30 protein-coding genes and 2 tRNA genes are annotated in these 26,975 nt (G+C 69.2%); 19 read left to right on the top strand and 13 right to left on the bottom strand.

The features are described from left to right. Window positions 1–228: 228 nt before the first annotated feature. The 5 genes from truA to C8P69_RS07590 all read right to left on the bottom strand — a co-directional run bounded on the left by truA (window position 229) and on the right by C8P69_RS07590 (window position 3,952). Window positions 229–1,008, bottom strand: a complete 780-nt coding sequence (truA, locus tag C8P69_RS07610) for a tRNA pseudouridine(38-40) synthase TruA (protein ID WP_108175742.1) — start codon at window positions 1,006–1,008, stop codon at window positions 229–231. Window positions 1,009–1,018: 10 nt separating this feature from the next. After that, window positions 1,019–1,945, bottom strand: a complete 927-nt coding sequence (gene fmt / locus C8P69_RS07605) for a methionyl-tRNA formyltransferase (RefSeq protein ID WP_108176515.1) — start codon at window positions 1,943–1,945, stop codon at window positions 1,019–1,021. 2 nt (window positions 1,946–1,947) lie between these two features. Further along, complete coding sequence (locus C8P69_RS07600; protein ID WP_108175741.1) at window positions 1,948–2,466, bottom strand: peptide deformylase; 519 nt, start codon at window positions 2,464–2,466, stop codon at window positions 1,948–1,950. An 85-nt stretch (window positions 2,467–2,551) separates the two neighbouring features. Continuing rightward, window positions 2,552–3,727, bottom strand: coding sequence for a 4-hydroxybenzoate 3-monooxygenase (gene pobA, locus C8P69_RS07595; RefSeq protein ID WP_108175739.1), 1,176 nt, complete (start codon window positions 3,725–3,727; stop codon window positions 2,552–2,554). Window positions 3,728–3,878: 151 nt separating this feature from the next. Continuing rightward, window positions 3,879–3,952: transfer RNA gene (locus C8P69_RS07590), tRNA-Gly, on the bottom strand. 367 nt (window positions 3,953–4,319) lie between these two features. On the opposite strand from C8P69_RS07590, the gene hrpB reads away from it, so the two are divergent. Beyond that, the gene (hrpB, locus tag C8P69_RS07585; protein ID WP_108175737.1) at window positions 4,320–6,779 is read left to right on the top strand and encodes an ATP-dependent helicase HrpB; all 2,460 of its coding nucleotides are present in this window, start codon (window positions 4,320–4,322) and stop codon (window positions 6,777–6,779) included. Window positions 6,780–6,792: 13 nt separating this feature from the next. On the opposite strand, the gene C8P69_RS07580 is transcribed toward hrpB, so the two are convergent. Next, a complete protein-coding gene (locus C8P69_RS07580) occupies window positions 6,793–7,368 on the bottom strand; it encodes a TetR family transcriptional regulator C-terminal domain-containing protein (RefSeq protein ID WP_108175735.1) in 576 nt (191 codons plus the stop codon). A 190-nt stretch (window positions 7,369–7,558) separates the two neighbouring features. On the opposite strand from C8P69_RS07580, the gene C8P69_RS07575 reads away from it, so the two are divergent. Continuing rightward, entirely contained in the window at window positions 7,559–8,545 is a 987-nt protein-coding gene (locus C8P69_RS07575) for a DUF418 domain-containing protein (protein ID WP_170118165.1), read from the top strand. A gap of 4 nt (window positions 8,546–8,549) precedes the next feature. On the opposite strand, the gene C8P69_RS07570 is transcribed toward C8P69_RS07575, so the two are convergent. Further along, a complete protein-coding gene (locus C8P69_RS07570; RefSeq protein ID WP_108175731.1) occupies window positions 8,550–9,530 on the bottom strand; it encodes a quinone oxidoreductase family protein in 981 nt (326 codons plus the stop codon). Window positions 9,531–9,669: 139 nt separating this feature from the next. On the opposite strand from C8P69_RS07570, the gene C8P69_RS07565 reads away from it, so the two are divergent. From C8P69_RS07565 to C8P69_RS07535, 7 genes are all read left to right on the top strand, one after another. Continuing rightward, complete coding sequence (locus tag C8P69_RS07565) at window positions 9,670–10,584, top strand: hydroxymethylglutaryl-CoA lyase (RefSeq protein WP_245901924.1); 915 nt, start codon at window positions 9,670–9,672, stop codon at window positions 10,582–10,584. 3 nt (window positions 10,585–10,587) lie between these two features. Beyond that, on the top strand, window positions 10,588–11,565 hold the full coding sequence (locus C8P69_RS07560) for a threonine dehydratase (RefSeq protein ID WP_108175728.1): 978 nt from the start codon (window positions 10,588–10,590) through the stop codon (window positions 11,563–11,565). 74 nt (window positions 11,566–11,639) lie between these two features. Further along, complete coding sequence (locus C8P69_RS07555) at window positions 11,640–12,101, top strand: FxsA family protein (RefSeq protein ID WP_108175726.1); 462 nt, start codon at window positions 11,640–11,642, stop codon at window positions 12,099–12,101. 99 nt (window positions 12,102–12,200) lie between these two features. Then, the gene (secB, locus tag C8P69_RS07550; protein WP_108175724.1) at window positions 12,201–12,683 is read left to right on the top strand and encodes a protein-export chaperone SecB; all 483 of its coding nucleotides are present in this window, start codon (window positions 12,201–12,203) and stop codon (window positions 12,681–12,683) included. A gap of 66 nt (window positions 12,684–12,749) precedes the next feature. After that, on the top strand, window positions 12,750–13,406 hold the full coding sequence (locus tag C8P69_RS07545; RefSeq protein WP_108175723.1) for a class I SAM-dependent methyltransferase: 657 nt from the start codon (window positions 12,750–12,752) through the stop codon (window positions 13,404–13,406). Between the two features lie 119 nt (window positions 13,407–13,525). Beyond that, window positions 13,526–13,720 carry a hypothetical protein gene (locus C8P69_RS07540; protein WP_108175721.1) on the top strand — a complete coding sequence of 65 codons (195 nt, stop codon included), beginning with the start codon at window positions 13,526–13,528 and terminating at the stop codon, window positions 13,718–13,720. A 68-nt stretch (window positions 13,721–13,788) separates the two neighbouring features. Beyond that, entirely contained in the window at window positions 13,789–15,303 is a 1,515-nt protein-coding gene (locus C8P69_RS07535) for an MFS transporter (RefSeq protein ID WP_245901923.1), read from the top strand. Window positions 15,304–15,305: 2 nt separating this feature from the next. Here C8P69_RS07535 and C8P69_RS07530 read toward each other — a convergent pair whose 3' ends face one another. The 5 genes from C8P69_RS07530 to C8P69_RS07510 form a co-directional block, all read right to left on the bottom strand. Then, a complete protein-coding gene (locus tag C8P69_RS07530) occupies window positions 15,306–15,788 on the bottom strand; it encodes a DUF1579 domain-containing protein (RefSeq protein WP_108175717.1) in 483 nt (160 codons plus the stop codon). A 58-nt stretch (window positions 15,789–15,846) separates the two neighbouring features. Beyond that, window positions 15,847–16,386 (bottom strand): SRPBCC family protein, encoded by a 540-nt coding sequence (locus tag C8P69_RS07525; protein ID WP_245901922.1) that lies wholly within the window; start codon window positions 16,384–16,386, stop codon window positions 15,847–15,849. 11 nt (window positions 16,387–16,397) lie between these two features. Further along, window positions 16,398–16,826, bottom strand: coding sequence for a VOC family protein (locus C8P69_RS07520; protein WP_108175713.1), 429 nt, complete (start codon window positions 16,824–16,826; stop codon window positions 16,398–16,400). A 140-nt stretch (window positions 16,827–16,966) separates the two neighbouring features. After that, window positions 16,967–17,221: a hypothetical protein gene (locus tag C8P69_RS07515; RefSeq protein WP_108175711.1), complete on the bottom strand. Its 255-nt coding sequence runs from the start codon at window positions 17,219–17,221 to the stop codon at window positions 16,967–16,969. 106 nt (window positions 17,222–17,327) lie between these two features. Continuing rightward, complete coding sequence (locus C8P69_RS07510) at window positions 17,328–17,729, bottom strand: hypothetical protein (protein ID WP_170118157.1); 402 nt, start codon at window positions 17,727–17,729, stop codon at window positions 17,328–17,330. Window positions 17,730–17,880: 151 nt separating this feature from the next. Between C8P69_RS07510 and rsfS the strand changes: the two genes are divergently transcribed. The 8 genes from rsfS to C8P69_RS07470 all read left to right on the top strand — a co-directional run bounded on the left by rsfS (window position 17,881) and on the right by C8P69_RS07470 (window position 24,066). Beyond that, entirely contained in the window at window positions 17,881–18,294 is a 414-nt protein-coding gene (gene rsfS, locus C8P69_RS24180) for a ribosome silencing factor (protein ID WP_420541432.1), read from the top strand. A gap of 52 nt (window positions 18,295–18,346) precedes the next feature. Beyond that, complete coding sequence (gene rlmH / locus C8P69_RS07500) at window positions 18,347–18,823, top strand: 23S rRNA (pseudouridine(1915)-N(3))-methyltransferase RlmH (RefSeq protein ID WP_108175707.1); 477 nt, start codon at window positions 18,347–18,349, stop codon at window positions 18,821–18,823. Between the two features lie 191 nt (window positions 18,824–19,014). Further along, window positions 19,015–20,334 carry a sn-glycerol-3-phosphate ABC transporter substrate-binding protein UgpB gene (gene ugpB, locus C8P69_RS07495; RefSeq protein WP_108175705.1) on the top strand — a complete coding sequence of 440 codons (1,320 nt, stop codon included), beginning with the start codon at window positions 19,015–19,017 and terminating at the stop codon, window positions 20,332–20,334. Between the two features lie 66 nt (window positions 20,335–20,400). Then, on the top strand, window positions 20,401–21,282 hold the full coding sequence (gene ugpA, locus C8P69_RS07490) for a sn-glycerol-3-phosphate ABC transporter permease UgpA (RefSeq protein ID WP_108175703.1): 882 nt from the start codon (window positions 20,401–20,403) through the stop codon (window positions 21,280–21,282). Then, on the top strand, window positions 21,282–22,130 hold the full coding sequence (ugpE, locus tag C8P69_RS07485) for a sn-glycerol-3-phosphate ABC transporter permease UgpE (RefSeq protein ID WP_108175701.1): 849 nt from the start codon (window positions 21,282–21,284) through the stop codon (window positions 22,128–22,130). The genes ugpA and ugpE overlap by 1 nt, the downstream gene beginning before the upstream one ends. An 11-nt stretch (window positions 22,131–22,141) precedes the next feature. Then, window positions 22,142–23,215: a sn-glycerol-3-phosphate import ATP-binding protein UgpC gene (locus C8P69_RS07480; RefSeq protein ID WP_108175699.1), complete on the top strand. Its 1,074-nt coding sequence runs from the start codon at window positions 22,142–22,144 to the stop codon at window positions 23,213–23,215. A gap of 136 nt (window positions 23,216–23,351) precedes the next feature. Beyond that, window positions 23,352–23,780: an Hsp20 family protein gene (locus tag C8P69_RS07475; protein ID WP_108175697.1), complete on the top strand. Its 429-nt coding sequence runs from the start codon at window positions 23,352–23,354 to the stop codon at window positions 23,778–23,780. A gap of 37 nt (window positions 23,781–23,817) precedes the next feature. Continuing rightward, window positions 23,818–24,066, top strand: a complete 249-nt coding sequence (locus C8P69_RS07470) for a BQ00720 family protein (RefSeq protein ID WP_108175695.1) — start codon at window positions 23,818–23,820, stop codon at window positions 24,064–24,066. A gap of 21 nt (window positions 24,067–24,087) precedes the next feature. Here the strand turns inward: C8P69_RS07470 and C8P69_RS07465 are convergent, their stop codons facing one another. Continuing rightward, window positions 24,088–25,182 (bottom strand): DUF2336 domain-containing protein, encoded by a 1,095-nt coding sequence (locus C8P69_RS07465; protein WP_108175694.1) that lies wholly within the window; start codon window positions 25,180–25,182, stop codon window positions 24,088–24,090. 291 nt (window positions 25,183–25,473) lie between these two features. On the opposite strand from C8P69_RS07465, the gene C8P69_RS07460 reads away from it, so the two are divergent. Next, window positions 25,474–25,549, top strand: a tRNA-Ala gene (locus C8P69_RS07460). A gap of 106 nt (window positions 25,550–25,655) precedes the next feature. Further along, window positions 25,656–26,882, top strand: a complete 1,227-nt coding sequence (locus C8P69_RS07455) for an MFS transporter (RefSeq protein WP_108175692.1) — start codon at window positions 25,656–25,658, stop codon at window positions 26,880–26,882. Window positions 26,883–26,975: the final 93 nt, after the last annotated feature.

The following is a 26,975-nucleotide window of genomic DNA, read 5'->3' as shown; positions in this document are numbered from 1 at the left end:
ACGACGGCGGGATGCGGGGGCTTGCGCCGCTCGCAAATGCCCCACCCGCACCCTCCCCTCTGGCGAGGGGAGGGGACTTCGACGTCGCGCCTCGGCTTGAACGGCTGGGCCAGGCCCAACTCTTCAAAAATGGGAGGTCCGCCTAAGTCCCCCTCCCCTCGCCAGAGGGGAGGGTGAGGGTGGGGCATGGACGGCAGGCACTGTTCCGTCGGGAGATCGCTCCGCCGCTCACTCCGGCGTATCGGGCAGGGGAACCCACTCCGCGGGATAGTCGACCTGCGTCAGGTAGAGCGCATGGGCAGGGCCCACCATGCCGCAGGCCTTCCGGTCGCGGGCGGCGAGCGCAGCGGCGAGGTCATCGGCGGTCCAAAGGCCCTCGCCGACGAGCTTCAGGCTGCCGACCATCGACCGCACCTGGTTGTGCAGGAAGGAGCGCGCATCGAGGCGGCATTCGATGCCATCACCCGTGCGGACCACGTCGAAGCGGTCGAGGTTGCGGATGGGCGATTTCGCCTGGCACTCGGTGGAGCGGAACGTCGTGAAGTCGTGCCGGCCGATGAGGATCTGCGCCGCCTCCTGCATCCGCTCGACATCGAGCGCCTTCGGCGACCACCAGGCGCGCTCGCGCTCGAGGGTCAGCGGCGGGCGGCGGTCGATGATGCGGTAGAGGTAGTGGCGGCGCACGGCCGAGAAACGCGCGTCGAAGGCGTCGGGCATCTTCTCGGCGGCGAGGACCGCGATGGCCTCGTCCTTGAGGTAGCGGTTGGTGGCGTCGCGCACGACGCGGTTCGGCCAGTCGCGGGTAAGGTCGACATGGGCGACCTGGCCGGTCGCATGGACGCCGGCATCGGTACGGCCTGCGCCGCCCACCGTCACCGCCTCGCCGCAGAACTCGCCGATGGCGCGGACGAGCTCGCCCTGCACCGACTTGCCATAGCTCGAGGCCTGCATCTGCCAGCCGAGATAGGGCGCGCCGTCGTATTCGATGGTGAGCTTGTAGCGCGGCATGGGCGCGTCCTTACCCCAGGACCGTGCCGGGCCCCACCTTGGCACCGTTGAGGAAGTCGGCGGCCTTCATCGCCTTGGAGCCGGCGCGCTGCACCTCGACGAGGCGCACCGCCCCCGTGCCGCAGGCCACGGTGAGATCGGGGCCGAGCACGGTTCCCGGCGCGCCGGAGCCGGTCGCCAGCGAGGTGCGCAGCACCTTCACGCGTTCGCGGCCCTTGCCGAGATCGGCCTCGAACCAGGCGCCGGGGAAGGGCGAGAGGCCGCGCACGGTGTTGTGGACCTCTGCCGCGGGCCTGGACCAGTCGATGCGGGCCTCGGCCTTGTCGATCTTGGCGGCATAGGTGACGCCTGCCTCGCCTTGCGGCGAGAAGCCGAGCGTGCCGCGCTCCAGCGCCCCGAGCGCGCGGACCATCAGGTCGGCGCCGAGCACGGCCATGCGGTCGTGCAGCTCCTGCGTGGTCATGTCGGGGGCGATGGCGATACGCTCGACCATGGCGACCGGGCCGGTGTCGAGGCCCTCGTCCATCTGCATCACCATGACGCCGGTCTCGGCATCGCCGGCCATGATGGCGCGCTGGATGGGGGCAGCGCCGCGCCAGCGCGGCAGCAGCGAGCCGTGGAGGTTGAGGCAGCCGAGGGCGGGGGCGTCCAGCACCGGCTTCGGCAGGATGAGGCCATAGGCGACGACCACCGCGACATCGGCGCCGAGCGAGGCGAAGTCGGCCTGCGCCGCCTCATCGCGCAAGGTGCGCGGCGTGAAGACGGGAATGGCGAAGCGATCGGCGAGGCGGTGCACCGGCGTCTTCTGCTCGTCCATGCCGCGGCCGGCGGGCTTCGGCGCGCGGGTATAGACCGCGACGACCTCGTGGCCCTGGCCAAGGATCTCGGAGAGGGTGGGCACGGCGAAATCCGGCGTGCCCATGAAGACGACGCGCAGGCTCACGCGTGGGCCTCGCGGCGGGCGGCCTTGGCGAATTTCTTCATGACCCGCTCGCGCTTCAGCCGCGACAGGTAGTCGATGAAGAGCACGCCGTTGAGATGGTCGATCTCATGCTGCACGCAGGTCGCCATCAGGCCCTCGCAGTCGAGCTCCTGCGCCTTGCCGTCGAGGTCCTGGTAGCGGATGCGGCACTTCGCCGGGCGCTCCACCTCCTCGTAATATTCGGGGATGGAGAGGCAGCCCTCCTCGTAGATGGAGAGCTCGTCCGAGCGCCAGATGATCTCGGGGTTGATGAGCACGACGGGCTGCTTCGGCTCGTCCTTGCGGGCGAGGTCGATGGTGACGACGCGGCGCGGCACGGCGATCTGGATGGCGGCGAGGCCGATGCCGGGCGCCGCGTACATGGTCTCCAGCATGTCGTCGGCGAGCTTGCGCACCTCGCTGTCGACGGTGGCGATGGGCTCCGAGACGAGCTTCAGCCGCGGATCGGGAATGACGATGATCTCGCGCAGGGCCATGGTCGACAGTTTCGCTGGGTTGAGCCGGAAAGGGCTGAGTTAAGCGCCCCGCCCCGCCGGGTCAATGTCCGCGGCGCGCGCGGCGTCACACCGGCAGGCCGACATAGTTCTCCGCGAGCGAGGTCATGGCCGCTTTCGACGAGACCAGATAGGCGAGGTCCGCCTCCTGCATGCGCTGGTCGAAGGCGGTCTGCTCGGGGAAGCGGTGCAGCATGGTGGTCATGGACCAGGAGAAGCGCACGGCCTTCCAGATGCGGGCGAGCGCCCGCGCCGAATAGGTGTCGAGGCTCGCGGTCGAGCCGTCCTGGAAGAAGGCGAGCAGCGCCTCGGAGAGGTAGCGCACGTCGCTCATGGCGAGGTTGAGGCCCTTGGCGCCGGTCGGCGGCACGATGTGGGCGGAATCGCCGACGAGGAACAGCCGGCCGAAGCGCAGCGGCTCGGCGACGAAGGAGCGCAGCGGCGCGATGGACTTCTCGAAGGAGGGGCCGGTGACGATGGCCTCGGCGGTCGGCGCATCGACGCGGCGGCGCAGCTCGTCCCAGAACCGGTCGTCGGACCAGGCCTCGACCTTGTCGTCCAGCGGGCACTGCACGTAGTAGCGGCTGCGGGTGTTGGACCGCATGGTGCAGAGCGCGAAGCCGCGCGGTGAATTGGCGTAGATGAGCTCATGGTCGACCGGCGGCACCTCCGCGAGGATGCCGAGCCAGCCGAAAGGATAGACCCGCTCGTAGGTGGTGATGGCGCCCTTCGGCACGCTCGCCCGCGAGACGCCGTGATAGCCGTCGCAGCCGGCGATGATGTCGCAGGCGACCTCGTGGGTGACGCCGTCCTTGGTGTAGGTGACGCGCGGGCTCGTCCCGTCGAAGTCGTGCAGCGTGACGCCCTGCGCCTCGTAGACGATCGCCGCGCCGGAGGCGTCGCGGGCGTCCATGAGGTCCTTGGTCACCTCGGTCTGGCCGTAGATGGTGACCACCTTGCCGCCGGCGAGGCCGGAGAGATCGATGCGGTGCCGTTCGCCGTCGAAGGCCAGCGCCATGCCGTGGTGGATCAGCGCCTCCTTGTCGAGGCGGCCGGCCAGGCCATTCTCGCGCAGGAGATCGACGGTGCCCTGTTCGAGCAGGCCCGCCCTGACCCGCGCCAGCACATAGTCGCGGCTGCGGTTTTCCAGGATGATGGTGTCGATGCCGGCCCGGTGGAGAATGTGGCCGAGCATCAGCCCGGACGGACCTGCGCCGATAATGGCGACCTGCACGCGCTTCATGTGACGTTCCCGATCCCGCGCTCTTCAGGGCGCTTGAAGTCTGGAGCCGGTATCCGGCGCCGCCGTGTTCATAGCGGGATTGCCTGGGCCAAGGGAAGCGCCTGCGGCGGCACCTTTGGCCTTGTGATCAGCCGGAATGTCAGGGAGGGGCTGGAGCGGGCGAAGGGAATCGAACCCTCGTATGCAGCTTGGGAAGCTGCCGTTCTACCATTGAACTACGCCCGCACCGTGAGGCGGACCATAGCCAAGGCGGGGGTCTGTTCGCAAGCGGCTCGGTGGCATGGCGTTCTGGCGCGGTCCCCGGACGGGACGCGGCGGCCCGCATGATGCGGACCGCCGCTCCCTGGCGGCCTGAGGAGCATTGGGGACCGGCCGCCCCGCCGCCCGGCGGCGCCGCTCTGATGGCGGCTGCCGTGCCGGACGTGTCGTGCCGGGACGCGTCCACATCCCGGCGGTGGACATCGTGCGTCCCGCGATGGAACAGCCGATGACCTTGGCGAACACGTCGCAATCCGGAGGCCCGTTCGGTCCGTTTGGGCCCTTTGCCGCCCCGGCGCTTGCGGATGCGGTGAAGGAACCGTAAACGCCCGGCGTGTCCCGGTCCGACCTGCCCATCGATGCGGCATTGCCCGCCCTCCGCGAGGCCCTTGCTGGGGCGACGCGCGCCGTCCTGGTTGCGCCGCCCGGCGCCGGTAAATCGACGCGTGTGCCGCTGGTGCTGATGGAGGAATCCTGGTCTGGGACGGGCAAGATCCTTGTGCTCGAGCCGCGGCGCATCGCGGCACGCGCGGTCGCCGACCGCATGGCCAAGACACTCGGCGAGGAGGTCGGCGGACGGGTGGGCCTGAGGGTGCGGTTCGGCTCGAAGGTGTCGGCGCGCACGCGGGTCGAGGTCGTCACCGAGGGCATCTTCACCCGCATGATCCTCGACGATCCGACGCTCGAGGGTGTCGCAGCCGTCCTCTTCGACGAGTTCCACGAGCGCAGCCTCGATGCCGATCTCGGCCTCGCGCTGGCGCTCGACACGCAGAGCGCCTTGCGTGACGACCTGCGCATCCTCGTCATGTCGGCGACCCTCGACGGCGCGCGCGTCGCGGCCCTGCTCGGCGGTGCGCCCGTGGTGGAGAGCGCGGGCCGCGCCTTTCCCGTCGTGACGCGCCATGTCGGCCGCGATCCCGCAGCGCGGCTGGAGGACGAGGTCGCCCGCACGGTGCGCCGCGCTCTCGCGGAGGAGGGCGGCTCGGCGCTGGTCTTCCTCCCCGGCGCCGCGGAGATCCGCCGCACCGCCGAACTGCTGGCGGCCACCGTCAAGGACCCGGCGGTCGATATCGTGCCGCTGTTCGGCGCCCTCGACCGTGCCGAACAGGACCGCGCCATCGAGCCGGCCGCCCCCGGCCGCCGCAAGGTGGTGCTGGCCACCTCCATCGCCGAGACGTCGCTGACCATCGAGGGCGTCAGGATCGTCGTCGATTCCGGCCTTGCCCGCGTGCCGCGCTTCGAGCCGGACCTCGGGCTGACGCGGCTGGAGACGGTGCGCGTCTCCCGCGCGGCCGCCGACCAGCGCCGCGGCCGCGCCGGCCGCACCGAGCCTGGCGTCTGCTACCGGCTCTGGGAAGAGGCGCAGGAGGGCGCCTTCCCCGCCTACCAGACGCCGGAGATCCTCGCCGCCGATCTGTCCTCGCTGCTGCTCGACTGCGCCGCCTGGGGCGTCACCGATCCCGCGTCGCTCGCCTTCCTCGACCCGCCGCCGAAGCCGGCCGTGGCGGAGGCGCGGGCGCTGCTTACGAGCCTCGGCGGGCTCGATGCCGACGGTCGCATCACCGAGGAGGGCAAGCGCCTGCGCGCCCTGCCGCTCACCCCGCGGCTCGGCCGCATGGTGGTGGATGCGGCCGCCCGCGGCGAGGGGCGGCTCGCCGCCGACCTCGCGCTGCTCGTCTCCGAGCGCGGGCTGGGTGGCGAGGACGTGCATCTCGGCCATCGCCTCGACCGTTTCCGCTCCGACCGCTCCCGCCGGGCCGAAGATGCGCGGCGCATGGCGGCCGGCTGGCTACGCGAGGTGACGGCGGCGCCGGACATCGGCTCGGGGCCCGAGCGCGCCGGCGCGGTGCTGGCCCTCGCCTTTCCCGACCGCATCGCCCGGGCGCGCGGCAAGGATGGCGATTTCGTCCTCGCCAATGGTCGTGGCGGATCCGTCGACCCGGCCTCGCCGCTGACGCGCGAGACCTTTCTCGCCGTTGCCGAGATCGGCGGTGTCGCGGCGCGGGCGCGGATCCTCTCGGCGGCGCCCATCAGCCTTGCCGAGATCGAGGCGGATTTCGCCGACCGGATCGAGACGCGCGAGGAGGTGACCTTCGACCGTGCGGCGGCGGCGCTCAGGGCGAAGCGCGCCCGCAGGCTCGGCGCGGTCAGCCTTGGCGAGCAGACGCTGGCCGTGCCGCCGACGGAGGAGAGCGCAAGGGCGCTCGCCGAGGGCATCGCGGCGCTCGGGATCCATCGCCTGCCCTGGTCCAAGTCGCAGCTGGTGCTCCGCCACCGCGTCTCGTTCCTCCGGCGGGTGGACGAGAGCTTTCCCGACCTGTCCGACACGGCTCTCGCCGCGAGTGCGGCCGAGTGGCTGGCCCCGCAGATCCTCGGCAAGACGGCGCTGTCGCAGATCGGCCCGGAGGAGCTGTCGGCGGCGCTCGACCAGCTCATCCCCTGGGACGTGAAACGGCGGATCGAGGCGGAGCTGCCGAGCCATTTCGATGCGCCGTCCGGCCAGCGCCATCCCATCGACTACGAGGGCGAGGAGCCGGTCCTGTCCATCCGCGTGCAGGAGCTCTTCGGCCTCGCGGTCCATCCGACCGTGGCGCGCGGCAAGATCCCGCTGGTGGTCGAGCTGCTCTCGCCGGCGCACCGGCCGGTGCAGATCACCCGCGACCTGCCGGGCTTCTGGAAGGGCTCATGGCAGGCGGTGAAATCGGAGATGAAGGGGCGCTATCCCCGCCATCCCTGGCCGGATGATCCGGCCTCTGCCGCCGCCACGCACCGGGCGAAGCCGCGGGGAACGTGAGCCCATTCGGCGCTCATCCAGATTCGTTGCGGACGGCGATCCTCAGATGATGGGTGGCAGCATCGCGTGACAGCGGCCCCCCCGGGATCAGGCAAAGCCCTGCGAGACCCAAAAGGATCGCGATGATCCTCCAGGCGGCGTCGTCTGGGGAGGGGCAGTGCCAGCAGCCTGCCGCCGTGCCGCGCTCGAGCAGACCTGACAGCGCCGCATGCCACCGGTCTGTCGCTTCGGCCGCTGCCTCCGCCAGGGCCGGATCGCTCGTCCCCAGTTCCGTCGCCTCGAGCCAGAGACGCCACAGGGCGTCCGCGTCCTCGGCGAAGGCTCCGTCGACCAGATCGGTAACAACGGCGTCCGGCGCATCCGCCACGCGGTCGGTAACGGACCGTTCGAGGTCCGCCAGAATGAGGCGAGCGAACGCGGCCGCCCGCAGTGTCGACCAGCTGAAGTAATGGGCCATCAGCCCGGCGGCGACACCTGCCTCAGACGTGACATCCCGGGTGGTTGCGGCTGCCAGTCCCTTCTGGAGGATGACCCTCTCCGCCGCTTCCAGAATAGACGTGCGACGATCTGCACCTTTCAGGCGGGGCATGGGGTCTCTTGACTTTGTTGAGCGTCTGCTCAATTGAGCGATTGCTCAACTCTGGCATGGAGCCCTCACCATGGCAAGAACCGCCGATATCGACCTGCTCCGTTCGATCGCTCTGATCGGAATTGCGGTGGTGAACATTCCCTTCCTTGCCGGCCCTCCCACCCTCGCCCGCCAGGTGGGCGTGGATGCCGTGGCCCAGTTCCTCGTCGAGTGGCTGTTTCAGGGCAAGTTCTTCATCCTGTTCTCGTTCGTCTTTGGCTGGGGCTTTGCGGTGCAGATTGCCTCGGCCGAACGCGCCGGGCAGTCCGCGATGCGGCGTCTCGGTCTTCGGCTGACCGGCCTTGCGGTTCTCGGCATCGCCCACGGACTGCTGGTCTTCGCCGGTGACATCCTTCTGCTCTATGCGCTGCTGGGGACTGGCCTGCTCTTGCTCCGCAACGCGCCGCTCCGCGTCCTGTATCGCGTGATGGCGGCAGGCATCGTCCTCGGCATCGCGGGCCTTGCGGTTCTGGGGGCCGTGCTACCGGAGCTTCTCGCCTCACTCCCGCCGCCGCCCGCGAGCGGAGGCTATCGTGGAGGCCTGGTCGACAGCATCGCCCAGCGCACCTCTGAATGGCCGTCTGCCTTCGCCTTCGTCCTCCTGTTCAACGGTCCGGTCGCCTTCGCCGCGTTCGCAGCCGGTCTCGCGGCTGCGAGGCTGGGCATTCTTGAGCGGGGTTCGCCGCTTCACGCGCGGCTCGACCGGGCGCTGCCGCTGCTCCTTGCCGGCGGACTTGCCCTCAATGCGATCTATGCCATGTCGATGTCCGGCCTGTTGGGCGAGGGTTTAGCGGCTCTCGCAGGCTTCTCGCTCCTCGCCGTCGCGGCACCGATCCTGTCCGCCGCCTACCTTCTCCTCATCCTGCGCGCAGCACGGTTCTGGGGAACGCCGGAGTTCCTGGCGCGCGCCGGTCGCATGTCGCTGACATGCTATGTCCTCGAAGGCATCCTCGCAGGCATTGTCTTCAACGGCTACGGTTTCAAGCTCTATGGGGCCGTCGGTGCCGCTGGATGCCTCGCCATCGCGCTGGGAATTGCCGCCATGACGCATGTGATCGCGTCCGGGTGGCTCAGGATTTTCAAGGAGGGCCCGCTCGAGATTCTGCTGCGCCGCTGGACCCGCCTCGCTGACCGGTAGGGCCTCACGGCGTGATGAGGATCGCTCCCGTCGTCGCGCGGGCCTCCGCCGCCCGATGCGCCGCGGCCACATCCGACAAGGCGAACCGCGCGCCGATATCCACCGTCACAAGGCCCGCCGCGATGGCCGCGAAGAGCTCCGCGGCATTCTCGCGGAACACGGCGGGGTCGGCATTGTGCGGGAAGACCGAGGGGCGGGTGAGGAAGAGGCAGCCCTTCTTGTTGAGCACCTCCGGGCTGATTTCCGGCGCCGGGCCGGACGCCGCGCCATAGGAGACCATCAGGCCGAAGGGCTGGATGCAGTCGAGCGACTTCAGGAACGTGTCCTTGCCCACCGCGTCATAGACGACGCGGGCCTTGCGGCCGCCGGTCGCGGCGAGGACGGCCTCGGGCCAGGCGGGGTCGCGGTAGTCGATGGCATGGTCGGCGCCGATGCGCTTGGCCAGGGCGCATTTCTCCGGGCCGCCGGCCGTGGCGATGACCTCGGCGCCGAGCGCCTTGCCCCAGCGCACGAGGATCTGGCCGACGCCGCCCGCCGCGGAATGGACGAGGATCAGGTCGCCCGGCCCGACGCGATGCGTCTTGCGCAGGAGGTACTGCGCGGTCAGGCCCTTGAAGATGAGGCTCGCCGCCACCTCGTCCGACACGCTGTCGGGAAGCTTCACCAGCCGCTCGGCCGGCACGACGCGGCGGTCGGCATAGGCACCGATGCCCGCATTGATATAGGCGACCCGGTCACCCGGCTTCAGGGTGGTGACGCCGGGCCCGACCGCCTCGACGACGCCGGCCGCCTCGTGGCCAAGGCCGGTCGGGGTGGGCAGCGGATAGATGCCGCGGCGCTGGTAGACGTCGATGAAGTTGAAGCCGATGGCGGTCTGGCGGATCTGCACCTCGCCGGCGCCGGGCGCTGCGAGCTCCAGCGTCTCGATGCCCATGACCTCCGGCTCGCCGAAACCGTGCAGCCGAACCGCGCGCGCCTGTGCCATGGCCTGTCTCTCCCTCAACCAATCCCGCCTCTGTCGGGCGGCGCACCGTCATGCCATGGACCCGTCGCGCCGCCAATCGGCGGGAGGGCGGTCTTGCCATCATGACCCCGAGCGCGGACAAAGGCGCCGGAGGATGCCCATGAGCCAGAACCGTTCCGTCGAGATCATCGAGGTCGCTCCGCGCGACGGCCTGCAGAACGAGAAGGTGATGGTCTCCGCCGCCGACAAGATCGCGCTGGTGGAGCGCTCGGTCGCCGCCGGCTTCCGCCATGTCGAGGCCGTGTCCTTCGCCAATCCGAAGCGGGTGCCGCAGATGGCCGACGCGGAAGCGGTGATGGAAGGCCTGGTCGGCCGCCATCCCGGCCTCAACCTCATCGGTCTCGCGCTCAATGCCCGCGGCGCCGAGCGGGCGGTCGCGGCGCGCTGCACCCAGATCAACTACGTCGTCGTGGCCTCGGAGACCTTCGCCAACCGCAACCAGAATGCCTCCGTCGCCGACCTCGTCGCGGGGACGAAGGAGGTCGCGGCCATCGCCCGGGCGGCGGGCCTGCCCATGTCCGTCTCCATCGCCACCGCCTTCGGCTGCCCCTTCGACGGCGAGGTGCCGGTGGAGCGGGTCATGGCCATCGTCGAGACGCTGCTCGCCAGCGATCCCTTCGACATCGGCTTTGCGGACACGATCGGCTGTGCGGTGCCGCCGCAGGTCACCGAGATGCTGGCCCGCGCGCAGGCCCTGTCGCGGACGGTGAAGTGGCGCTGCCATTTCCACGACACCCGCAACACCGGCGTCGCCAATGCCATCGCCGCGGTCATGGCCGGCGTCGATTTCCTCGACGCCTCCACCGGCGGCGTCGGCGGCTGCCCCTTCGCGCCCGCCGCCACCGGCAATGTCGCAACCGAGGACCTGCTCTACACCTTCGACCGGATGGGCATCGCCACGGGGCTCGATATCGCCACGGTGATCGACACCGCGCGCTGGCTCTCCGGCGTCCTCGGCAAGCCCGTTCCCTCGGCGCTGCTCCGCGCCGGCCTGTTCCCGGCCAGGGCGGCCTGACCCATGGACCCGATCAGCCTCGACGACCTCAGGGCCGCGGAGCAGCTGGTGCGGCGCGCCATGCCGCCGACCCCGGCCTTCGCCTGGCCGCTGCTCGCCGAGCGCTTCGGTCTCGACGTGGTGGTCAAGCACGAGAACCACACGCCCACCGGCGCCTTCAAGGTGCGCGGCGGCCTCGTCTACATGGACAGGCTGGTGCGGGAACGGCCGGAGGTGCGCGGCATCGTCTCGGCGACCCGCGGCAATCACGGTCAGAGCCTTGCCTTCGCCGCCCGCAAGGCGGGGCTCGAGGCGGTCATCGTCGTGCCCCATGGCAATTCGGTCGAGAAGAACGCCGCCATGCGGGCCTTTGGCGCGACGTTGGTCGAGCACGGGCGGGACTTCGACGAGGCCCGCGACCATGCCGTGGCGCTGGCCAGGGAGCGGGGCTACGAGTTCGCCGCCTCGTTCCAGCGGGACCTCGTGCTGGGGGTTGCGACCTATGCGCTGGAGCTCTTCACCGACCATCCCGATCTCGACGTCGTCTATGTGCCGATCGGCCTCGGCTCCGGCATCTGCGGCGTCATCACCGCGCGCGATCTCCTCGGCCTGAAGACGGAGGTCGTGGCGGTGGTGGCCGAGAACGCGCCGGCCTATGCGCGCTCCCTCGCGGCCGGCCATGTCGTCGAGACCAACACCGCCGCCAGCTTCGCCGACGGGATGGCGGTGCGCATCCCCAATGCCGAGGCGCTCGCCATGATCGCCGCGGGCGCGGCGCGATGCGTCACCGTGGACGAGGATGCGATCGCTAGCGCCATGCGGATCTACTGGACCGACACCCACAACGCGGCGGAGGGGGCGGGAGCGGCCGCCCTCGCGGCGCTCGGACGCGAGGCTCAGGCCTTGAAGGGCCGCAAGGCCGGCGTCATCCTGTCGGGCCAGAATGTCGACCTCGCCATCATGGCCGAGGTCATGGCGGGCCGGACGCCGCAGGCCGCCTGAAAAAGGGGGCGCGACGGGTTGTCGTCTTGCGGCCGGAACGCGCCGCTCCCACCTCACAGGCGCGGAGGTCTCCGATGGTTCAACTGCGCTGGCTCGTTCTCGGCCTCATCGCGCTGCCTTTCCTGGAGTTTGCCACCTTCTTCTGGGTGGCGGGCCAGATCGGCTTCTTCGGCGCCTTCTTCGGCGTCCTGCTCACCTCCTTTCTCGGCATCATGCTGCTGAAGGGCGGGGCGAAGCTGCTGTTCTCGCAGGTCATGCGCTCCGGCGGCATCGTGCTCGTCTCTGGCGATGCGGCGCGCTCGGGGATGCTGACGGCCTTTGCCGGGCTGCTCCTCGCCATTCCCGGCTTCGTCACCGACATCATCGCGCTGGTGCTGCTCATCCCGGCGATCGGCGGGCTCCTGTCGGGCCGTGCGCTGACGCCGGCCCAGCGACCGACGCCGCCCGGCGTCGTCGATCTCGAACCGGCCGACTGGCGCGAGGAACGTCGCCCACCGCCCACCGATCCGCGCCTCAATCCGCCCGGGCCCGGCTAAGCTCCGCCTTGCCCGCCGGGGCCCGCGCGTGGTAGCGAGCCCGCCACGCACCGACGCAAACCCGATGCCGCACGACCAGCGGCGCCAGCGGAGAACTCCATGACCACCAACGGTGAACCCGCCCTCGAGGCGGCCCCGCAGCTCAACGTGCTGGCGCAGTATGTCCGCGACCTGTCGTTCGAGAACCGCAACGCCCCGCGCTCCCTGATGCCGCAGAGCGAGCAGCCGGCGATCAACATCCAGATCAACGTCAACGCCAATCCGATGAGCGAGCAGGAGTTCCAGGTGGAGCTCACCATCGAGGGCGACGCCAAGACCAAGGAGCTGACGCTCTTCAAGTTCGAGCTCATCTTCGGCGGCATCTTCCGCATCGCCAACGTGCCGGAAGAGGCGATCCACCCGATCGTCCTCATCGAGTGCCCGCGCCTGCTGTTCCCCTTCGCCCGCCAGATCATCGCCAACGCCACGCGCGACGGCGGCTTCCCGCCGCTCTATCTCGACCCGGTGGATTTCGCGGCGCTCTACCGCCAGCGTCTCGCCGAGCAGGGCGGCATGCCGGGCGCCCAGCCCCTCACCCAGTGAGCGGGTCAGTCCTGTCCTTCGAACAAGCCGGGCTTCGCGCCCGGCTTTTTCATTGAGCCCGCCGCGATGACCGTCATCCTCGACCGCGCCGCCTTCATCCGCACGCATACCCGGCTCATGGCCGTGCCCCATGCGCCGGAGATCGTGCTGCACCTCGCCGACGAGGCGACGGCGCTGTGGCAGAAGACCGAGGACGAGCTCGGCGAGATCGGGCTGCCGCCACCCTTCTGGGCCTTCGCCTGGGCCGGCGGTCAGGCGCTCGCCCGCTATGTGCTCGACCATCCCGAGACGGTGGCGGGCCGGCGCGTGCTGGATGTCGCCACCGGGTCCGGCCTCGTCGCCATCGCCGCGGCGAAGGCGGGCGCGGCCGCGGTCACCGCCATCGACATCGACGCCTTCTGCGAGGTGGCGGTCGGGCTCAATGCCGCGGCGAACGGCGTCGCTATCACCGCCATGACCGGCGATGCGATCGGGCGCGATGAGGGCTTCGACGTCATCCTCGCCGGTGACGTCTGCTACGAGCGGTCGATGACCGCAACGATGATGGCCTGGCTCCAGCCGCTGGCGAAAGCCGGCCGCACGGTGCTCATCGGCGATCCCGGCCGCACCTACCTGCCGCGGGACCATCTCGAGAAGCGCGCCGAGTACATGGTGCCGGTGACGCGCGAGCTCGAGGATCTCGAGATCAAGAAGACCGCGGTCTGGGCGCTCGCCGGCGCTTAGCCGGCTGCTCGCAATTGTGTGATCGCGCCACGGAAAAGTTCGGGGATGCGCCACACTGTCGCCGTGACCATTTTGTTCCCTGCGGACGTATCGCAAAGCAGTCGCAGAGGGAGGTCGCAATGACGTTGACGGCAGACATTCGCCCCACCGCATTCAAGGCGCGCCCCTTCAAGGTCGTGTTCCGCCGCCATGACGAGGTGGTCGCCGAATGGCCGGTCGCCTCGCGCAAGGCCGGCGAGGAGCGCATCGCCGAGACGCTGGGCGCCGTCGCCTGCGCCAAGGCGCCGAAGGGCACGGCCTGCCACGCCGGCTGAGCCGGCGGCATTGACGTGATGCACGGGCGGGTGGAAGACAGGCGTCTCCACCGCCCGGGGTTCTCATCGTGACAGAATCGACCACCGCGCCGGGCCCAGCCCCGGCCGAGACTGGCCTGCGGTCGCGCCTTGCCGCCCTGTGGCAGGACGGGATCATGCGGCCCGTCCGCGCGGTGCGGGCGGCGTACGTGCCGCTGCTCATGGTCTATTTCGCCTATGGGGCGCTCGGCATCATCGACGTGTCGCGGGACATGTGGGTGAAGGAGAGCCTGTCGCTCTCGCCGGCCGAGCTTGCGGGCGTCGCGGTCTGGCTGAGCCTGCCCTGGACCATCAAGATGGTTTTCGGCCAGCTGGTCGACGGCGTCGCCATCTTCGGCTCGCGGCGACGCGCCTATGTGCTGATCGGCGCGGGATTCACCGGAACGGGCCTCATCATCCTGGCAGGGGCTGCCGGCGGCTGGTTCAGGCTCCTGCCCGCCGATGACGCCTATGTGCTCGGCGCCGTTGCGATCGTGCTGGGGGCGGTCATCCAGGATGTCGTCGCCGATGCCATGTCCTCCGAGGTCGTCGATCGTGTCGACGAGAGCGGCCAGCCGCGGCCCGATGCCGACATCCGCACCGACCTCGCGATGGTGCAGGTGCTCGGCCGTCTCGCGCTCGGCATCGGCATCCTGTCCGTGGCCGGGCTCTCGGGCTGGCTGGCGCATCATTTCAGCCGCGAGCATGTCTTCCTCTTCGGCCTCGCCATTCCGCTCATCTCCATCACCGGGGTGATGTTCGCCCGCGGCGAGACCGGGGAGGGCCAGCCGCTCGACTGGCGCATCCTCGGCGGAGGCCTGGCCTTCGGCACCTTCGTCGTCGGCACGGCGCTTCTGCGCGTGCCCTTCGCGCAGGAGCTGGTCTTCGTCGTCTCGATGGCGGTGGTGCTGACCATGCTGCACATGGTCACCCGCGACGTGGAGCCGAAGACCCGTCAGGCGATCATCTTCGCCTCGATCATCATCTTCGCCTTCCGTGCGACACCCGGCGTCGGCGACGGCTATTTCTGGTGGACCCTCGACGTCCTCAAGTTCGACGAGGCCTTCTACGGCATCCTGCGCCAGACCTCGGCCATCATCGCCATCGGCGCCATGTGGCTGTTCTCCCGCCAGCTCACCGAATATTCCGTCACGACGGTGCTGTTCTGGATCGCCGTGGCCGGCACGATCCTGTCGCTGCCGAATATCGGCCTGTTCTACGGCCTCGCCAACTGGACCGAGGCGACCTTCGGCTTCGGGGCCCGCACCATCGCCGTGGTGGACGCGGCGACGACCTCGCCCTTCGCCGATCTCGCGATGATCCCGATGCTGACGCTCATCGCCTATTATGCGCCCGACGGGCAGCGGGCCACGTGGTTCGCGCTGATGGCCTCGCTGATGAACCTCGCGCTCGTCGCAGGCCAGCTTCAGACCAAGTATCTGAACCACATCTTCACGGTGAACCGCGGCCATTACGGCGAGTTGGGTGATCTCCTCATCACCGCGACGGTCATCGGCTTCGTCGTGCCCGTCGCGGTGATCCTGCTGCTGCGCAAGCGCGTCTGAGGTCAGGCGGCGCGGCGGTAGTCGGCCTCCATGAAGACGTGCCAGGAGCCGTCGGGCTGCCGCACCTGCGAGCGGAAGCGATAGTGGTCGTCGGTGATCACCTCGACGATGTCCTGATAGGTGGCGATGGTGCCATCGCCCGAGAAGGACGGGCCGTCGGCCTGCAGGGTGAGGATGCGGCCCGAGGCGTCGACAGCGCCCTCGTAGACCCAGAGGTTCGGCATCATCGAACCGATCCATGAGCCGACATAGCGCTTGCGTGCCGGGTCATAGCCGATGGTGAGCAGCATCTTCGCCTCGCCCCCTCCCGGCATCTCGCCGGTGCCGTCGCCGAGGATCCAGAAGCCGCCGAGCGAGGTGAAGGTCTGGCGGCCCTTGAGCTTCTGGACCGGCTGGTCCGGGTCCGGCTGGCATTCGTGCTCATAGGTCCAGGTGCCGAGAAAGCGGTCGAGCCAGCGATGCTCGCCTTGCGGTTCTCCGAACATGGTCGTTCCTCCTGTTGGTCTTGGGGGGATGGTTGTCGGGGGACGGCTGAGAGCGGAGTCAGCCCTCCGCCTGGCGCTTGAGTTTCGCCAGGCCCGCCTCGAAGTCCGGCCCGACCACGCGCTCCATGTCGAAGACGAGGCTCATCAGCTTCGCCATGAAGGGCTGGGGGCCGGACATGGCCCAGGTGACGCGGGTGCCCTCAGGACCCGGGACGAGCGTGAACTCCGCGCGGTTGTGCGCCTCGAAGGGCTTGAGGAAGTCGAGCTGGATGGCGACGGCCCGCGGCTCCGCCGACAGGATCTCCATGCGGCCCGTGCCGACCTTGCCGTTGCCGCTCCAGTCATAGACCGCGCCGACGCCGCTCTCGGCGCCGGACAGGGTCCTGGTCATGGACGGGTCCTTTTCCTCCCACGGCGACCAGCGCGGCCATTGCCGGAAGTCGGCGATGAGCGGCTGGATGCGCTCCGGCGGCGCCGCGATCATTGTCGATCGCTCGAGGCGGAAATGGTCGGGCCGCGTGGCGGCGTAGGCGAGGGCGCCGCTGATGAGCACGGCGATGGCGACGAGGGCATAGAGCATGCGGCGAGGTCCTTTCATGGCGCTGGTCGTCATGCCTTCGCCAGCGGATGGGCAAAGCTCCAGGAATGGCCGAAGGGATCGACCACCTGACCATAGCGGTCGCCCCAGAAGGCATCGTGCGGCGCCATGACCGTGGTGGCGCCGGCCTTCATCGCCCGCTCGTACCAGGCGTCGCAGCTCTCCACCCGCAGGTGAATCGTGACGGAGCTGCCGCCGATGCGCGGCGGAGCGCCGAAATTGGTGCCGGGGAAGCTATGTTCCGGGAAATCGTCGTGAAGGAAGACGTGCGAGCCGTTGATCAGCAGGTCGGCATGCAGGAGGCGCTTGCCATCCTGGGACGGCATCCGCGAAAGCTCCTCCGCACCGAGCGCTTCGGCATAGAAGGCAATGGCCGCTGCGGCGCCCTCGACGTTGAGATGGGGGATCACGGCCTTGGCGGGGACCTGGCGGTCGGTCATGGCGGGCGCCTTTCGAAAGGGGTGAGTGGGGGAGCGCGGCGCGGACGCCGGCGGTATTCACTTAACGTATTAGTTAAGTATTGAGGTGAAGGCCTCCCCTGTCAAGCCGGGGCGGCGGCGGGCCGCCGCCCCGTGCCGCATCAGCTCTTGAACCAGAAGCCGACGGCGAGCCCGATGGCGAAGAGGACCAGCACGACGTTGCGATAGAGCCTGTCGATGTGGTCGTAGCGCGAGGGTGCCAGGGCGAGGACGTCGAAATCGTCCTCGCGCCGCCGTGGCCCGGTGGGCGGCGCAGCGGGTTCTCGTGCGGTCTCGCGGGCCGGAGCGGCGAGGGGCTCATGGTCGATGACGATGGGCGCGGCGGGGCGCGGGTTGGCCTGATGCTGCAGGGACATGGAATGTGCTCGATACGGGCCACGGCCACGGCAGGGCGTGGCATCGCCGCCCGAGCGGGCGGCCGGATGCGTGGCGGATGAAGGGATGGGGTGTGCTGGCGCGGGCTCAGGCCGGCGGCGCGCGCGGCTCGGGGCGAAGGCGCCGGACGCCCTCACCGGCGGCAGGGGCTGCCGGGGGCTGAGGCGCGGCCCGATGGCCCCTCTCGGCGAGAGCGGCAACGTCGGGACGGGGTGGCGCGATACGATCGTCGCCGGCATCGGCGCCGGCTCCGGGCTTCGCCACCGCAGGCCGCATCGCGGCGCGCATCGCAGCGGCGGGCCGCAGGACGGCAGTGAGATCGGCCTGCCGCTCCCAGCCGCCGGCCAGGTCCGGCCCTGCATGGCGGGCGTCGGGAGCCGTCGCGATGCCGAGGCCGAGGGCGAGGAGAAGGGGCAGCAGGAGCGGCATGAGCCGTCCGCTCACCGCTTGGACCCAGGCGGTGAGGTCGGAAGCCCCGGCCGGGCTCATGCTGCGGATCGCGCACCTCATCGCCCTCAGATCGGGGCATTCGGCCGCCGGGTCAACCGCTCCGGATGAGGAACGGTTTTTCAAACGTCACGTTTTCGGCTATGATGTGGTTCGTTGCGCCCTTGCGGCGCGAAGCAGAGAGGATTGGACCCTGTCCACCACAACCCTGCCGGGTTCGGCCGCCAGCGCGCCGCCCACCGGGACTCCGACGGCCAGCACCGCGCCCGCGGACGTCCTCAAACTCGTCCTCGACACCTTGGAAGAGAACAAGGCCGAGGAGATCCAGGCGATCGACCTCAAGGGCAAGACCTCCATCGCCGATGCGATGGTGGTGTCCTCGGGCCGTTCACACCGCCATGTCGGCGCGCTCGCCGACTATCTGATGAAGGCGCTGAAGGAAGCCGGCGTCGGCCAGGTCCGTGTCGAGGGCCTGCCGGCCTGCGACTGGGTCCTCGTCGATGCGGGCGACGTCATCGTCCATGTCTTCCGGCCCGAGGTCCGCGCCTTCTACAATCTCGAGAAGATGTGGTCCGCCGCCCGTCCGGGCGACCGGCTCGCCGGCTGACATCATCGGCTGATCGGCGCCGGCGCCGCGGAGCATCGATGCGGCTCATGCCATGCGCCTGATCCTTCTTGCCGTCGGCCGCACCAAGGCGGGCCCGGAAACCGAGCTCGCCGCCCGCTACCAGGACCGCGCCGCCAAGGCCGGCAAGGCGCTTGGCTTCCGCGGTGTGGAGGCGATCACGCTCGACGAAAGCCGCGCGGCCGACGTGGCCGCCCGCAAGGCGGAGGAAGCCACCGCCATCCGCCGCGCGAAGGCCGGACGGCTCGTGCTGCTCGACGAGCGCGGCAAGAGCCTCGGCAGCGCCGACTTCGCCGCACAGATTGGACGCTGGAAGGATGCCTCGGAGGAGGCCGCGACCATCGTCATCGGTGGACCTGACGGGCTCGATGCGCCGCTGCGCGCCGAGGCTGACCTCGTGCTCTCCTTCGGCGCCATGACCTGGCCGCACCAGCTCGTGCGCGTCATGGCGATGGAGCAGCTCTACCGCGCCGTCACGATCCTCTCCGGCCATCCCTATCACCGGGTTTGAGGCGTTCCGGCATGGTTCGTGTGGATAAATCGCGGCGATCCGGGCCGCGCAGGCTGGACATAGCGCCCCTTACGTTGTCATCGAACCTTCACTAAACTGTCACCCGTCCGTCGTCTGGCGGACCCAGAACGGCGCGGCCCTTGCCGCAAGCCGCACCGCCGCCGCAAGGCGTCCGTTGGGAGGTTTATTTCATGTTCAACCGTCGTTTCATGCTCGCGGCCACGGCCGCAGCCATGATGGCCGCTACTCCGGCGGCAGCCCAGGTCGAGATCCAGTGGTGGCATGCCATGACCGGCGTCAACAATGACGTCGTCAACAAGCTTGCGCAGGACTTCAACGCCACCCAGACCGAGTTCCGCGTCGTGCCGGTCTACAAGGGCTCCTACCCCGACACGATGAATGCCGGTATCGCGGCGTTCCGCGCCGGCAACGCCCCGCACATCCTCCAGGTCTTCGAGGTCGGCACCGCCACGATGATGGCCGCCCGCGGCGCCATCAAGCCGGTGTTCCAGCTGATGGCCGAGGCCAACGAGCCCTTCGATCCGAAGGCCTACCTGCCCGCCGTCGCCGGCTACTATTCGACCTCCCGCGGCGAGATGCTGTCCTTCCCGTTCAACTCCTCGTCCTCGGTGATGTGGTACAACAAGGACGCCTTCCGCCGCGCCGGCCTCAATCCGGACGCCCCGCCGAAGACCTGGCCGGAAGTGTTCGAAGCGGCCAAGAAGCTGCGCGCCGCCGGCTTCGACAAGTGCGGCTTCTCCTCGGCCTGGATCACCTGGCTGAACGTCGAGCAGTTCTCGCTCTGGCACAACGTGCCGCTCGCCACCCGCGCCAACGGCATCGACGGCTTCGACACCGAGCTGCGCTTCAACTCGCCGCTGCATGTCCGCCACCTGCAGAACCTCATCGACCTGCAGCGCGACAACACCTTCTCCTATTCGGGCCGCACCAATACCGGCGAGGGCCGCTTCACCTCCGGCGAATGCCCGATCTTCCTGACCTCCTCGGGCTTCTACGGCAACGTCAAGGCCAACGCGAAGTTCGACTGGGCCAATGCCCCGATGCCCTACTATCCGGACGTTGCCGGCGCGCCGCAGAATGCGACGCTGGGCGGCGCCTCGCTGTGGGTCATGGGCGGCAAGCCGGCGGCCGAATATCGTGGCGTGGCGAAGTTCCTCGCCTTCCTGTCGCAGACGGATCGTCAGGCTCGTCTCCACACCGACTCCGGCTACCTGCCGATCACGCAGGCCGCCTACGAGCAAGTGAAGGCCTCCGGTTTCTACCGCGAGAACCCCTATCTCGAGACGCCGATCCTGCAGCTGAACAACAAGCCGCCGACCGAGAACTCCCGCGGCCTGCGTCTCGGCAACATGGTGCAGATGCGTGACGTCTGGGCCGAGGAGATCGAGGCGGCGCTGGCCGGCCAGAAGAGCGCCCAGGCGGCTCTCGACGCCGCCGTGTCGCGCGGCAACACCATGCTCCGGCAGTTCGAGCGCACCGTTTCGCGCTGACCATCATTGTGTCTATCGGATCGGGGCGGGCCTCAGCCCGCCCCGGTGCCGTCTGAGGGGATCGTCATGGAAAAGCGCGTCGTTTTCGACGGCAAGATCCTGCCTTACGCGCTGCTGATGCCGCAGCTCCTCATCACCATCATCTTCTTCTACTGGCCGGCGGCTCAGGCCGTCTGGCAGTCCTTCCTGATCCAGGACGCCTTCGGCCTGTCGACCGAGTTCGTCTGGTTCGAGAACTACGCCGTCCTCTTCGCCAATCCCGACTACTACCGGTCGATGCTGACGACCCTGGTCTTCTCGACCCTCGTCACCGTCTTCTCGCTATCGCTGTCGCTGCTGCTCGCGGTCCAGGCCGACAAGCAGATCAAGGGCATCGGCGCCTACAAGACCTTCCTGATGTGGCCCTATGCGGTGGCCCCGGCCATTGCCGGCGTGCTCTGGCTGTTCATGTTCCAGCCGTCCCTCGGCCTCGTGGCGCAGTCCATCCGGGCGCTCGGCTTCGACTGGAACCCGCAGCTCAATGCCAACCACGCCATGGCGCTGGTGGTCATGGCGGCGACCTGGAAGCAGATCAGCTACAACTTCCTCTTCTTCCTCGCCGGCCTGCAGTCGATCCCCAAGAGCGTGATCGAGGCCGCCGCCATCGACGGCGCCCGGCCCGTCCGGCGCTTCTGGACGGTGATCTTCCCGCTGCTGTCGCCGACCACCTTCTTCCTGCTGGTCGTCAACATCGTCTACGTCTTCTTCGACACGTTCGGCATCATCGATTCCGTCACCGGCGGCGGCCCCGCCCAGGGCACCACGACGTTGGTCTACAAGGTCTTCTCCGACGGCCGCCTCGGCGGCGACCTCGGCGGCTCGGCCGCCCAGTCGGTGGTCCTGATGGTGCTGGTGATCGGGCTGACCGCCATCCAGTTCCGCTACATCGAGCGCAAGGTCCAGTACTGATGGTCGAGCGCAAGAGCTTCTTCTCGTTCCTGCCCCACGTGATCCTGGCCCTCGGGATCCTCGTCGTGGCCTTCCCCGTCTATGTCGCCTTCGTCGCCTCGACCTGGGACCCCGCGACCATTTCCAACGGCACCATGCCGCTGAGGCCCGGACCCTACTTCCTGGAGAACTACCGGCAGACCCTGTTCGAGGGCACGGCGCGCTCCTCGCGCTCGCCGGTCGGCCTGATGATGCTGAACAGCCTCGTGATGGCGCTGACGATCGCCATCGGCAAGATCGCCATCTCCATCATCTCGGCCTTCGCCATCGTCTATTTCCGCTTCCCCTTCCGGATGACGGCCTTCTGGGTCATCTTCGTGACGCTGATGCTCCCCGTCGAGGTGCGCATCTACCCGACCTACAAGATCGTCGCCGATCTCGGCTTGCTCGACAGCTATATGGGCCTCACCGTGCCGCTCATCGCCTCGGCGACGGCGACGCTGCTGTTCCGCCAGTTCTTCATGACGGTGCCGGACGAGCTGGTCGAGGCCTCGAAGATCGATGGCGCCGGGCCGATGCAGTTCTTCCGCGACACGCTGCTGCCGCTCTCCATCACCTCCATCGCCGCGCTCTTCGTCATCCAGTTCATCTATGGCTGGAACCAGTATCTCTGGCCGCTGCTGATCACGACGCGAGAGGGGATGCAGACCATCGTCATCGGCATCAAGAAGATGATCGTCACCCAGGACGCCCTCACCGAATGGCAGATCGCCATGGCCACCGCCGTGCTCGCCATGCTGCCGCCGGTGCTGGTTGTCATCCTGATGCAACGGCTCTTTGTGAAGGGCCTGGTCGAGACTGAGAAATAAGGGACCCACTCATGAGCGAGGTCGTTCTCGACCAGATCCGCAAGGTCTATGCCGGCAATGTCGAGGCCGTGCGCGGCGTCGACATCCATGTGCCGGACGGCGCCTTCTGCGTGCTCGTCGGCCCGTCGGGCTGCGGCAAGTCCACGCTGCTGCGCATGATCGCAGGGCTGGAGACCATCACCTCCGGCGAGTGCCGCATCGGCGCGCGGCGCGTCAACGAACTGGAGCCGGCCGAGCGCGACATCGCCATGGTCTTCCAGAACTATGCGCTCTATCCGCACATGAGCGTCTACGACAACATGGCCTATGGCCTGCGCAACCGTGGCACGCCGAAGGACGAGATCGACGCGCGCGTGAAGGAAGCCGCCCGCATCCTCGAGATCACGCCCTTCCTCGACCGCAAGCCGCGCCAGCTTTCCGGCGGCCAGCGCCAGCGCGTCGCCATGGGTCGCGCCATCGTGCGCAAGCCGCAGGTCTTCCTCTTCGACGAGCCGCTGTCCAACCTCGACGCCAAGCTGCGCATCCAGATGCGCGTCGAGATCAAGAAGCTGCAGCGCGCGCTTGGCGTCACCTCGGTCTATGTCACCCATGACCAGCTGGAGGCGATGACGCTCGCCGACGTGCTGGTGGTGATGAACAAGGGCGAGGTCGAACAGGCGGGCGCGCCGCTCGACCTCTACGAGAAGCCGGCCTCCACCTTCGTGGCGAGCTTCATCGGCGCCCCGCCGATGAACCTCATTCCCGTCGCCGGCGGTCCCGGCGGCATCGCCACGGACGGGCTCACCGGCGGTGCGGGCCTGCCTGTGCCGGCGGGCGGCGCCATCCTCGGCATCCGCCCGGAGCATCTCCATCCCGCCACCGGCCCGCTGCCCGAGGGTGGCGTGGGCATCACCTTCCCCGTCTCGGCGGTGGAGGCCGTGGGGTCGGAGACCTTCGTCTACGGGCCCATCGGCGGCACCGGCCAGGACATGATCGCCCGCCTGCCGGGCAAGGCCCTGCTCGATGCGGGCACGGCCATGTCGGTCTTCGCTGCCCGCGAGAACCTGCACCTGTTCGACAAGGACACCGGCAAGCGTATCGGCTGAGGACGGCCGGCGCTCGCCGTCCCGCGGTCCTTGAAGGGGCGGGGGAGCATTGCCATATTCGGACAGCGCCGGTGCCGTCCGGCGTGCCGGGTGCCTTCGGGGCCCGGTCGATGTCGCTCTTCCGAGGACCTCGTCCATGTCACGCGTGCCGTCTCTCTCCTCGCCGTTCCTCCTGGGCTTCGACCAGCTGGAACGGGTCCTGGACCGGGTCGCCAAGGGTGCCGAGGGTTATCCGCCCTACAATATCGAGCGGATCGCCGCGACGCCGACGCAAGCCGAACGCCTGCGCATCACCCTCGCGGTTGCCGGCTTCACGCGCCAGCAGCTCGAGGTCACCGTCGAAGAGAACCAGTTGCTCATCCGTGGCCGCCAGCAGGAGGACACGGAAGGGCGCGACTTCATCCATCGCGGCATCGCCGCCCGCCAGTTCCAGCGGGTCTTCGTGCTCGCCGACGGGATGGAGGTCATGGGGGCCGACCTGAAGAATGGTCTCCTGTCGATCGATCTGGCCCGCCCGGAGCCCGAGCGGATCATACGGCGGATCGACATCGCGACGCAGGACTGATCCTGCACCGCAACCTGCCTTTGAAGGAGGTTAGAGCATGAACGACCGTTCCCCCATCGCCCCCGAGATCCTCGCCCAGCTGGGCGTGGCCAAGGTGGCCTATGTCAAATCGATGCGGTCCGACGATTTCTCCCGCGCCTTCCCGCAGGCGCCGGCCCTGCCGCCGGGGATCGACCTCTTCGCCCTCGTCTCCGCCGACGGCACGCCGATCATGGTGACCGACCGCCGCGAGGACGCGGTGGCGAATGCCTGGGAAAACGAGCTGGAGACGGTCAGCCTGCACTGACAGTCGGCGAGACGCCGCGGCTCAGCCGGCCGCGGCGGAGGCCTCGCGCACCTGCCAGAAGCGCAAGACACGCATGGCCGTGCCGGAGGTCAGCTTCTGATAGCTGTCGCGCGCCTCCTCGAGGCCCGCAGTCGAGGAGCCGGCGCTGCCATGGCGCGCCGCCAGCACCGCCTTCACCGTCGGCCAGGACAGGCCGGCGCAGCGGGCGATGATCAGGATCGGGTCGGGCCGGTCGCCGAGGAACAGCCGCTCCACCAGTTCGATGGGCACGCCGCTCAGCACCGACAGGGCGCAGAGCGTCTCGTCCGTCTTGCCGTCTTCGGCATAGGCGCGCAGTTCGGCCTCGCCGAGCGCGCCGCGGCCGTGCTGGACGACAATGGCACGATGGGTGGCGGTGTAGTCGCGCCCGGGGCCAGCGGTGCCCACCGCGATGCGGTCGGCGACGCCGGCGATGGCGCCGGGCAGGTGCACCTTCTCGCGCGGCGAGGACGAGGCGACGAGGCGCTTCCTCACCTCCTCGCGGGCGGTGGCGAGGATGACGCGGAACAGATAGGGCGGGATGTCCTTGCGCAGGCCGACGGCCTCGGCGAGCACGTCGTCGCCCTTCGACTTCTCCACCAGCGCGTCATAGGTCTTCGGGGAGAAGCGGGCGCCCTCGTTGGCGGCGACCGAGCGGGTGACGCGGGCATCGCCCCGTTCCACCAGCACGTCGGTGACGGTCTCGCCCACCGAGGCGCGGCCGGCAATGGCCAGCATGTGCTCCTGGCTCTTGGTGCGGGCGATGTCGGCGAGGATCGTATCGTCGAGCTGGGCCGAGAGCAGCAGGATCGGGCGGGCGACATCGATCTCGTCCGCCTGAGCGAGGGAGCGCAGCACCGTCTTCGGCGCGCTCATCACCGGCGCGAGACGCTCGGCCAGCTCCTGGCGCACGGCCACTTCCATGGAGTCCGACAGGCGCGTGATGACGTCGTCGAACAGCGCCACCTGCTCCTCGGTGAAGCGGTCGGCATCATTGAGGAACAGGTCCGTCACGCGGCGCAGCGTCTCGACCCGGCGATGGCTGGCGCCGCTTGAGAGCGCATCTTCCAGTTCGGCGATGATGGAGGCCGGTGGCATTGCGGATCACAGGTCCCAGAATGCAGCGGATGAACGTGACGTCAGCCTAGCCGCGGCGCCTTAAGAAGCTGTTGCGGGCGACCTGAGGATCATGGGGCAAGCGATGATTTCGGCCAGGCGGAAGGGGCTGCCGGAGGGGCCATGCCACCTCCGTCGAACGGCGTTGAAAAAACTCACAGGGTCGCTTGAAGGCGGAAAAGAAATGTGCGAAAGACGCGCTCCTCACGCGGGACCACCCGCTGGAGACCCTGCGGACGGCCCACCGTCCGCATGGCTCGCAAGAGCCGGATTGGGGCCATAGCTCAGCTGGGAGAGCGCTTGCATGGCATGCAAGAGGTCGGCGGTTCGATCCCGCCTGGCTCCACCAACCCCCTCCATCTGATACCGCCGCCATCGCAGCACCCTTGCCTTGCGCCACCGCGCGCTGATGCGGGTCGCGAAAGATGCTATTCCCGCGCCATGGCGAGGCTGCGATGACCACCCTTTCACCCCCGGCCGAGACGATATCGACGATCAGCGCCGAGCGCCGGCTGCTGGCGCAGATCTCGCTCGCCCATTGGGTCAGCCACGTCCACATCATGGTCGTGCCGGCGCTGCTGCCGCTGCTGCCCGGGCATTTCGGCCGCAGCTTCCTCGAGATCGGCGCGGCGCTGACCGTGTTCAACCTGGTCTCGCTGATCGTGCAGGGCCCGATGGGCCTGGTCTGCGACCGTTTCGGCCATCGCCGGGTGCTGACCGCCGGGCTCGTTCTCGGCGGGTCGAGCTTCCTCATGCTGGCGGTGATGCCGAGCTATCCGATGCTCATCGTGGCGATGGCGACGGCGGGGCTCGCCAACGGCGTCTACCACCCGGCCGATTATGCGCTGCTCGCCCGCGGGGTCGACGGCGCGCGCATGGGCCGGGCCTTCTCCCTCCACACCTTCGCGGGCTATCTCGGCACGGCCATGGCGCCGGTTCTGCTGCTCGGCACGGCGGCGCTCCTCGGCGTTCCGGCGGCCTTCACCCTCGCCGGCCTTGCCGGCCTTCTCGCCGCGCTCCCGGTGGGTCTCAGCCGCGAGGCGGCTGTCTCGCCCGCGCCGTCGAAGGCTACCGGCGACACCAAGGCGGGCGCGCCCCGGCGCCGGCTCATCACCGGCGCGGTGGTGTCGCTCATGGCGATGTTCATGCTGCTCAGCCTGTCGACCGGCGGTATCTCGTCCTTCTCGGCCTCGGCCCTGGTCATGGGCTACGGCATCGACCTCGCCGGCGCCAACACGGCGCTAACGCTGTTCCTGTTCATGAGCGCCATGGGCGTTCTGGCGGGTGGCTTCGTCGCCGACCGCACGGCCCGGCACGGGCTCGTCGCGGCGGGCGCCTATCTCTGCACCGCGATCATTGCAGCGACGCTCGCGCTCACCCAGCCGCCGGTGCTGGTGGTGACGGTCATGCTCGGCTGTGCCGGCTTCCTGTCGGGGATCATCACCCCGTCGCGCGACATGCTGGTGCGCGCGGCCGCGCCCAAGGGCTCGGAGGGCGTGGTCTTCGGCATCGTCTCGACGGGGTTCAACCTCGGCGGGCTCGTCGGCCCGCTGCTCTATGCGGCGCTGCTCGACCGCGGCCTGCCGACGGCCGTCTTCGCGGTGGCGGCCGGCTTCATGCTCTGCACGGTGGTGCTGACGCTCATCCAGGATCGCCGCACCAACGCGTCCGCGCCGCGCTAGCCGGCGGGGGGTTCGGAATCCTTGGTGCCGGGCTGGGGGAACATCCCCGACCCCGGTGTCTTGTCGGGATCGATGAGGTCCGGCCGCGCATGC

Source organism: Phreatobacter oligotrophus (assembly GCF_003046185.1).
GTDB lineage: Bacteria > Pseudomonadota > Alphaproteobacteria > Rhizobiales > Phreatobacteraceae > Phreatobacter > Phreatobacter oligotrophus.
Note: the sequence above shows the minus strand (reverse complement) of the source record. Positions and strands in the feature narration are given on the sequence as shown.